The 725-nt window shown below is 69.4% G+C and carries 1 protein-coding gene and 1 pseudogene; both read right to left on the bottom strand.

The genetic code is table 11. The features are described 5' to 3' along the window. Positions 1 to 177 (bottom strand): annotated as a pseudogene (locus JMF90_RS39210) (ABC transporter substrate-binding protein); the annotation flags it as partial. An 11-nt stretch (positions 178 to 188) separates the two neighbouring features. Further along, positions 189 to 725 (bottom strand): ATP-binding cassette domain-containing protein (locus tag JMF90_RS39205; protein ID WP_201326564.1); only part of this gene is annotated, 537 nt, incomplete at its 5' end.

Raw genomic sequence — 725 nt, 5'->3', positions numbered from 1 at the left:
TGGGCGGACCAGCAGCGGGGCCGCGTCGGTGATCGGCAGGTAGCCGATGCGAACCGGCGCATCCGGTTCGGCCGCGGCGTGCGCATTTGCCATCGACAGCAACGGGGCGGCGCCCGTCGCGGTGAACAGGGCCGCGAGCTTCAGCCATTCGCGGCGCGACATCGGAATCTGGCACATGGATAGGGAGGTCAGTTCAAGGGATGGAGTTCGGACGCGTGCGGGCGCTTCATGCCGGCCTGCAACGCCTTCAGGATGTCGATGCGCATCGTGCCGAGTTCGCTGACGAACGCGTCGCGCGGGTGCGGATAATCGACGTGCCACGCGTCGATGAAGCGGCCCTGCGTGCCGAGCAGCACGATGCGATCGGCCACTAGCAGCGCCTCGTCGATATCGTGGGTCACGAGCACCGTCGCGCAGCGCGTCGTCGCGACGATGTTCACCAGCAACTGCTGCATCGCGGCGCGCGTGACTTCGTCGAGCGCCGAGAACGGCTCGTCGAGCAGCAGCGCGTGCGGTTGACGCGCCAGCGCGCGGGCGAGCGCCGCGCGCTGCGCCATGCCGCCGGAAAGCTGGGCCGGGCGCAGCGACGCGGCGGCTTCGAGCCCGACCGCATGCAGCGCCGAGCGAACGCGTTCGCGTTGCTGATCGCGCGTGAGGCGCTCCTGATGTTCGAAGGCGAGACCGAACGCGACGTTCCGTTCGGTCGACAGCCACGGCAGCAGGCA

The organism is Burkholderia sp. E168m23, from assembly GCF_016586125.1.
Taxonomy (GTDB): Bacteria; Pseudomonadota; Gammaproteobacteria; order Burkholderiales; family Burkholderiaceae; genus Burkholderia; species Burkholderia orbicola.
Note: the sequence above shows the minus strand (reverse complement) of the source record. Positions and strands in the feature narration are given on the sequence as shown.